Genomic DNA, 7,512 nt, shown 5'->3' with positions numbered 1-7,512 from the left:
AATATTGACTTCAATCCAGTATTTCTAAAAGATCAGTTCGATAAAAAAATAATTAGATTATACGATTCTGTGGCACAAGAAATTATTGAAAGGGCGGACTAGCATGGTGGAACTTTTACACAATCCTAACTCAAATAAAAGCAAAATAATTCCTAGAAAATCGGCGCCCCAGCCCCAAAAAGAAATTTCCATATCTTCTCTAAACGAATCAAACAAAACGAAGTCTAAACAAATAGATGGTGTTACTTTTGATACTACGCTCAGAATTGACAATCATCTAAAAAACTTTATGAAAGCTATGGTAATTTTAGGGTATAGCTCAACTCAACAAAACGGATTAGCCCAATTACAAAAAACTTTTTTTGAATCGTTAACTGAGTCTGAACAAAATACGCTTACGAATCAAATACAGACTTTGGAAACCGGCAATGCTAACAAAGTAAAAAGTAAATAATCACGTGCTCTCAGACGACACGTTCACCTTTTAGATGTATACTTGTCCGTTTAAATTAAGCAGAATGCACACAAAAAAGTCCTCTATTATGCAGAATAGAGGGCTTTTCTGAAATCATTACATACAGGCTTTGCTTAGGAGCGTTGCTTGTGTCCATTTAGGACATACACAATCATATAACAATCAATGCTGTCACTTAACTTACTCAAAAAAGCCACCCACCTCGTGATGAGATGAGTGGCTTTTTGGTTGTGTGGTAGATTGTAAAAATGTCAGTCCAATTTTTTTATTCGCTGACTTTAGCACTTTGTTCAGCTAAAGCAGTCAGGTGCTCGAATAGGATGCCTTCACGCAGTCCATTTTGAGAGAAAATCATCCGGTCAGAATCTAAAAAGCGCATCAGACTAATGGCAGGAAGCATCCCACCAACAATAATATCAGCCCGGTTCTTTGCTAATCCAGGAATAGCCGCGCGACCAGCTGCATCCTGGCTAATGACAGTATTGAATGTGTCATAGATGGCGTTGTCACGTAGCCGATAACCGTGAATATCTTCAAAGTTGAGAATATTGCATTTGTGCCGGTTAATTTTGGCTAACGTTCGGTTGCTACCACCCAAACAGACGAGTGGTAAGTTGAGACCGTTTCGCAACCACCAGACACTATTAAAAATTTTATCAACGAAAGTCATCGTTTTAAATAATTGACTAGCGGTAACCTGGTCGTTGAGGCCGAACTTTTCGGATAAACTGACCGCGCCGATTGGCAAACTGATTAGGTTCTTGGCTTGGCCGTTTACGATAAGGACGAGTTCGCAGCTACCGCCACCAGTATCGACCATGACGCAGTTAGTCGTTGGAAGCATATTGACTACCCCTAAGTAATCGTAATAGGCCTCGGTTGTTCCAGGAATCACTTCGATATCTAGGCCAACATCATTTTTAACGCGTTTGAGAAATTTCTTTTGGTTGCTGGCCTTTCGCGTTGCAGCGGTCGCCACGGCCTTGATAGTTAAGTTAGGTAAGTCTTTGTAGACGGCAGCAAACGACTTTAGCGTTGCAATCGTGCGGTCAATGGCCTCGGCTTGAAGGGTCGGCGTATCCGTGGCGTTTTCATTCTCGGATAAACGCACCATTTCCTTGAGTCGGTGAGTGACCGCATAACTACCGTCTTCCTGAATCTGTGTAATTGTCATTCGACATGAATTGGAACCTAAGTCAATGACCGCAAAGTTTTCCATCGCTAATCATCCTCTCTATCAAGATCTGAAGCATCCGGCTCATTCTTGGGACTCATCATCGGAATGAACTGGTGCGCGTTGCTAGTGGGCGTAGTATCGCCGTGATCAGCCTTGACTGCTTGCTCGGCTTCGCGAATGAATTCGGCCTGGGAGTCCAAAACCTCTAAGCCGCGCCCATCCACACGGGCGTACGTATTGTCTGGTTGCAAAATGCGCGTTTTGACCGTGTCAGCCCACATCGTTTCAAAAATTGTCATCGCACGGTGACTGATTTCAGGTTGGAGCAGTGGGAACAATAATTCGACCCGGCGATTTAGGTTACGAGTCATCATATCCGCACTGGATAAGTAAATTTGTGGTTCACCGTCGTTGCTAAAGTAGTATATACGACTGTGCTCCAGAAGGCGACCAATGATCGAGTGGACCTCGATGTTATCCGAGATGCCTTTGATGCCTGTTCGTAAACAACAAATTCCCCGAATGATCAGTTGGATCTTAACACCGGCGTGAGAAGCTTCGTAGAGTTTGCTAATAATCTGCGGATCGGATAATGAGTTCATCTTCATTTTGACAACTGCGGGATGACCAGCTTTGGCAATGGCAATCTCATCGTCTAGCTTTTCGTTGATAAAGTCGCGGATGCCATCTGGTGAGATGTGCAATTTGTGGAAATACGGTGGTTCAGAATAGCCAGATAACATGTTAAAGATGTTGGAAGCATCGATTCCCATGTCTGTATCAGCGGTGAAGAGCCCCATGTCCGTGTAGAAATGGGCGGTGACATCGTTATAATTCCCAGTTCCCATGTGCATGTAGCGCTTGATACCTTCATTTTCTCGCCGAACAACGAGGGCAAGCTTACAGTGTGTCTTAAGCCCGATCAGACCGTAGATCACGTGACAACCCATTTCTTCAAGCTTTTTCGCCCAGTGAACGTTATTTTCTTCATCAAAACGGGCCTTAACTTCAACGAGAACGGTTACTTGTTTGCCGTTTTGGGCAGCCTGCCCGAGATACTTGATAATCGGTGAATCAGCTGATACGCGATACAGCGTCATCTTAATGGCTAACACGTCCTCATCTTCCGCAGCTTCATGGATAAAGTCCACAACGGGTTTGAAATCATCGTACGGATATTGCATTAAAATGTCGTGATCCTTGATAAGATCAAAGATGGATCGTTCGCGGTACTTCTCGGGATAGTAGGCGTGGTATTTTGGATAATTCAAGTCTTCGTGGCCCTGCACAGCTTTCACCAGCTTGGATAAGAAGGTCAAGTTGAGAGGACCGTTGATGACGTATAACGCACTTTCGTTAATCCCAAGGGCTTTAGCGAGTCGCGTGCGTTGATGCTTGCTCATACTCTTTTCGACTTCTAAGCGCATGACCTTACCGTGTTCACGCATCTTTAATTGTTTTTGAACCTCCTTTAATAAGTCCGAAGTATCCTCTTCGGCGACATCTAAGTCCAAATCCCGCATGACGCGGTAACAGCTCGTTTCCTTGACCGTGTAGTTGATAAATAGTGAGCCGACAAAGGCTTTGATAATTTCCTCAATCAGAATAAACTGGTTCGGTGCGCCTGGCAAAACGACCACGCGAGGAAAGACGTCCGGCACTTGAACGGTGGCAAACTTGTGGTCCTTCTTATCCCCATTTTTATAAATCCGTAAGGCGATGTTGAGTGTATTATTCCCAATGAACGGGAATGGGCGTGAAGAGTCGTCTGCCATCGGTGTTAAAGCCGGGTACAGCTCATCGTCAAAGTAGTTCTTAACAAAGGCGTGTTGTTCCTCGTTTAGATCAGCCATCGACAAGAGATGAATCGCGTGCTGTTCCAGCAATGGCAAAAGCGAGCGGTTTAATGTATTGTATTGACGCTTGACCATCTCATGGGCTTTATCACTGATTGCACTGACTTGATCAGCAGCGGTCAGTCCCGCGGAATCCGGTTTAGTGTAATTGACTGACATCAATTTACGTAATGATGCGACCCGGACCGTGAAGAATTCGTCAAGATTACTCTGTGTGATCCCGAGAAAACGGACACGTTCTAGCAAGGGGTTATCCTTATCACGTGCCTCATCAAGGACACGATAGTTAAAATCAAGCCAGCTGAGTTCACGGTTTGTATAATAACTTTCTTTATAATAATTCATTTAACGTACCCCCCGTAGTTTAATCACTGGTGTTAAACCAAAGACTTCTTTAAAGAAGTCCGCTTTTTGTGCGAATACCCAATTTTCTAAGAAGAGGTCATCATGAGCAAAGCAAGTAATGATGACCCGTGGATTGCGAATTGAAACGGAAATTTTATCAATTTTTTGTTTGCGACCGTCATCCAAAGCGTCCGCAATTCTCAAGATGGCGGATAGTTTGGAGACTAATAAGCGTTGTTCGACTTGTAAGTGTCCCAAATGGCGAATGTCTTTTGATGGTGTTTGCGCGCTATGGTAGCGTGAAATCAGGGCGACCATTCGTTTTTCGGTATCGGTTAATCCCATGAGTTCAGTGGCCTGCAAGATATAGTCCGAATGTAAGTAATGTTGGTGCGGGTCAATGTAGCTCCCAACGTCGTGCACGATGGCGGCGACTTGTAAGAATAAGCGCTCGCGTTTGCCTAAGTGGTGTAGCGGTTTAAGCTGGTCGAATAGGTGCAGTGAGAATTTGGTGACCAAGTCGCTATGCTTAGGTTCAACGTTGTACCTGTCCGCAATGTTCTTAGCTGCTGTTACGATTTGATCATTAAAGTTATATTTCTTATAGCCCAACTTAATGGCTTCTTGAATAATTAACCCATCCAGCACGGTCACGTTGCCAAGCCAGATTTTCTCAGCATTAGTGAGTTGTAGTAACTCGTTAATAAGTAGTAATTCGGGCACGATTAGGCGCACGTCTTCTTCATCAACTTCGTATTTATCCATTAAATACTGGTCAGAAGCGTTCAACACGTCCTCATATAAAGCTTGAAAATCTGCTTTGCTGAGTTCCTCCACGCCAGCTTTTGATTGTTGTTGGCGAAAGAGGGTGGCAAACGGCGCGACGCCGAGCATGACGACGTTACTAGGCTGATCTCTTCGCCCAGGCAAGAAGCGACCAAAGTCAACGATTTGACTCGAAATATAATCATCCAAAACTTCGACATAGTTAGGCACGCTCGATTGCAAATCTTCAAGAACTTCCGCGATTCGAACTGGTCCTAAACGGAGGCTACGGGAGAAGACAAAGTTACTCTGATCGTAGTGCGAAATACCGACACTACCAGCGTTGATTCCTAATAAGTAGGTCGGCTTCGTGATCATTTGCTTGAATCGTGGAAAGTGTACCGCAACTGCGACTGAACGCAGGTAGGTTTCCTGACTACTAGATAACCAGTCGATCTTGAGCCCAGTCCGGACAAGTAATTGGTCTTGAATATAGTCGGCATTGTTAGCGGATGACAAGGACCACGACCCCCATAAATGGTAGTCCTTAACGCCGTAATCATTCATGATCTGAACAAAACCACTCAGTGCCTGCGCGGCTTGTTCCACTGAATAATAATCGATCGTATGCTGATCATAAATATCCTCACCAAGTGAAACGTCGGAACGAACTCGTTCTACTTGGCGTAATGTGCGTAAATTGACAATCGACAATTCAATACTCTGAACGTTAATCATCATAATTCCAAATAATTTTGCTGCCATGGCAATCCCCCATTTTTATGATTTCCTGACCCCCAATAAGGTTAAAGTAATGTATTTAATTTAAGCTTAACATTTTATAAACCTCTTTTAAACCTCTTTTAAACCTCTTTTAAACCTCTTTTAAACCTCTTTTAAACATCTTTTAAACCTCTTTTAGACCCCTTTTTAGTCTTACTATCCCAAGGATCACAGGAGTTTATAGATAGAGTTTTGTCTGTTTATAGACTACATTTTGTCTGTTTATCGACTACATTTATTTACTCCTGTAGAAATGAACTTGTTCTTTTCTGTAGTTTCTAGAATGCGTGATAAAGGTGATGATACTGTTAGATTTACCTTTGATCAGTTAAAAGAGTTAAGTGCCTATAAGCCAACCGCAAATAATCGGTTTATTGATGACATACAAAGTACATATCAAAAAATACTAGGTCTTAGATTTGGCTCTCGAAGTAAAGATGGTCTTGATAGAGAGATGTTTGTCATGTTCACTCGATTTGAAATTAAGGGATCTGCAGACGTTCCTTATGTTGATATTCAAATTTATCCCAAAGCGTTGAAACTTCTAAATAATCTCGAAAGTTGGGTTCGTTATGCTTTGACAGAGTTCCGAGATTTAAAGAGTAGTTACGCAAAAACAACTTTTCGTATTCTTAAACAATTCCGAACCATCTGGTGCGGGCTTCAGAAATGAAAACATAAGCACATCTCCTATATAATAAATTGGTAAATCCTTGATACGCTTTTAATGTACCACAAGGTCGATTTAACATCATGGGATTCGACCATTATTTTATTGCTAGATCACAGGGAACCGATCTTCAAGACGCAAATCAGGCAGCGATCATCAAACGAGCTAGTCAGAAACTTAACACTTTAATGACAGTTTGACCAAATTTCCCCGTGGCCCCTGTAACGGCGTATTTCATATTGGCGATCCCCTTTCAAATCATAATCTGAACGACTAAATTATCCTGTTTAATTGATGTTACCAAGGATTGGAGGGGCTTACAAAAATTTTAACTTGGAGAAATTTTCAATAAAATTCGATTATTCATGAAAATTTTCATGATGTTCGGTATACTGAAATAAGGTTTTTAACTGGAGGACATGATGAACAATAATGGCTGGTATCGATTAGGGCAGGTTAGCGCGGTATTCTGCGGTGGCGCGCTGGGTGGCATTGCCCGATATGAAATTGGAAACTGGATCCATAGTGCCAATGGATTGCTTGGAACCAGCGTCGTGAATTTGGCGGGGTGCTTTTTACTGACGTTTACAATCTATAGCCTAGATTTGCGGTTTGATTTACCAGAGTGGCAAATTCTTGGTCTCGGTACGGGATTCGTCGGGGCTTTCACCACTTTTTCAACGTTTACTGTGCAATATGTGCAGGGGATTTCCAGTAATCCCTTAGGCTCACTGATCTTCTTACTGGTCAATCTCATTGGTGGCATGCTCTGTGTCCTCCTTGGCTACTTAGCGGTTACTGCATTTGGGAGGCGTCAGCGATGACAACGATGATCTGGGTAGGACTCGGCGCCGGATTGGGGGCTGCTTGCCGCTATGGGATAACCGTTCTGGGTAAATTGGTGTCGCCGACGATTCCCTATGCGACAATTTTAATTAACGTGATTGGCTCTCTTCTGGCCGGATACTTGACTGGCAGTCAGCTACCGGAAACTTGGGCGCTATTTTTACTGACTGGGGTTTGCGGTGGCTTTACCACGTTTTCAACGTTTTCCGTCGATACGTTTGTGCTGGTTCGCAACCATCGGTATCTGCTTGCCGGTTGGTATTGGCTTGGGACGGTTGCCTTAGGTGTGTTGGCCGTGGTTTGCGGTTTGTGGTTGGGTATGCATTCTTAGTGAACGTATTTTATAATGAGTTGGACATAAAAGAGGTGTTTTCCATAATGGCTGGTGTTACTTATCAACCATCATGGACCTGCACTCACGACGGATTATCGGCTATTCGTTCTCAAAAAAGATGGCCACTGATTTAGTCTTAAAGACCCTTGAAAGCGCGGTTAAAAATCGAACCATTACTGGGGACCTGATTATCCATACGGATTTAGGATCACAGTATACCAGCGATGATTACAATCAACGTTTAACTGAACTACATATCCG

General features: G+C 43.2%; 7 protein-coding genes and 1 pseudogene. 5 read left to right on the top strand and 3 right to left on the bottom strand.

The features are described from left to right. Positions 1-103: 103 nt before the first annotated feature. The gene (locus FD36_RS03760) at positions 104-454 is read left to right on the top strand and encodes a DUF5388 domain-containing protein (RefSeq protein WP_056958101.1); all 351 of its coding nucleotides are present in this window, start codon (positions 104-106) and stop codon (positions 452-454) included. A gap of 286 nt (positions 455-740) precedes the next feature. Here FD36_RS03760 and ppx read toward each other — a convergent pair whose 3' ends face one another. Genes ppx through FD36_RS03745 form a run of 3 tightly spaced genes read right to left on the bottom strand, consistent with a single transcriptional unit; the run spans position 741 to position 5,383 of the window. After that, a complete protein-coding gene (gene ppx, locus FD36_RS03755; protein ID WP_056958099.1) occupies positions 741-1,694 on the bottom strand; it encodes an exopolyphosphatase in 954 nt (317 codons plus the stop codon). Between the two features lie 2 nt (positions 1,695-1,696). After that, the gene (locus FD36_RS03750) at positions 1,697-3,853 is read right to left on the bottom strand and encodes an RNA degradosome polyphosphate kinase (RefSeq protein WP_056958097.1); all 2,157 of its coding nucleotides are present in this window, start codon (positions 3,851-3,853) and stop codon (positions 1,697-1,699) included. Then, entirely contained in the window at positions 3,854-5,383 is a 1,530-nt protein-coding gene (locus FD36_RS03745) for a Ppx/GppA phosphatase family protein (protein WP_056958095.1), read from the bottom strand. Positions 5,384-5,585: 202 nt separating this feature from the next. On the opposite strand from FD36_RS03745, the pseudogene FD36_RS03740 reads away from it, so the two are divergent. The 4 genes and pseudogenes from FD36_RS03740 to FD36_RS07050 form a co-directional block, all read left to right on the top strand. Then, positions 5,586-6,050 (top strand): annotated as a pseudogene (locus FD36_RS03740) (replication initiation protein); the annotation flags it as partial. A gap of 440 nt (positions 6,051-6,490) precedes the next feature. Next, complete coding sequence (locus FD36_RS03735; RefSeq protein ID WP_225361968.1) at positions 6,491-6,895, top strand: fluoride efflux transporter FluC; 405 nt, start codon at positions 6,491-6,493, stop codon at positions 6,893-6,895. Beyond that, positions 6,892-7,248, top strand: coding sequence for a fluoride efflux transporter CrcB (gene crcB / locus FD36_RS03730; RefSeq protein ID WP_056958090.1), 357 nt, complete (start codon positions 6,892-6,894; stop codon positions 7,246-7,248). Before FD36_RS03735 ends, crcB begins: the two co-directional genes overlap by 4 nt. A 73-nt stretch (positions 7,249-7,321) precedes the next feature. Then, positions 7,322-7,512 (top strand): DDE-type integrase/transposase/recombinase (locus FD36_RS07050; RefSeq protein WP_421823268.1); only part of this gene is annotated, 191 nt, incomplete at its 3' end.

Source organism: Fructilactobacillus sanfranciscensis DSM 20451 (genome assembly GCF_001436035.1).
Classification (GTDB): domain Bacteria; phylum Bacillota; class Bacilli; order Lactobacillales; family Lactobacillaceae; genus Fructilactobacillus; species Fructilactobacillus sanfranciscensis.
This window is presented reverse-complemented; position numbering and strand designations above follow the sequence as displayed.

Bases quoted from the DNA above. Each gene is read 5' to 3' on its own strand.
- ppx (WP_056958099.1), bottom strand. From the start codon at position 1,694: ATGGAAAACTTTGCGGTCATTGACTTAGGTTCCAATTCATGTCGAATG.
- FD36_RS03750 (WP_056958097.1), bottom strand. From the start codon at position 3,853: ATGAATTATTATAAAGAAAGTTATTATACAAACCGTGAACTCAGCTGG.
- FD36_RS03745 (WP_056958095.1), bottom strand. From the start codon at position 5,383: ATGGCAGCAAAATTATTTGGAATTATGATGATTAACGTTCAGAGTATT.
- FD36_RS03735 (WP_225361968.1), top strand. From the start codon at position 6,491: ATGATGAACAATAATGGCTGGTATCGATTAGGGCAGGTTAGCGCGGTA.
- FD36_RS03760 (WP_056958101.1), top strand. From the start codon at position 104: ATGGTGGAACTTTTACACAATCCTAACTCAAATAAAAGCAAAATAATT.
- crcB (WP_056958090.1), top strand. From the start codon at position 6,892: ATGACAACGATGATCTGGGTAGGACTCGGCGCCGGATTGGGGGCTGCT.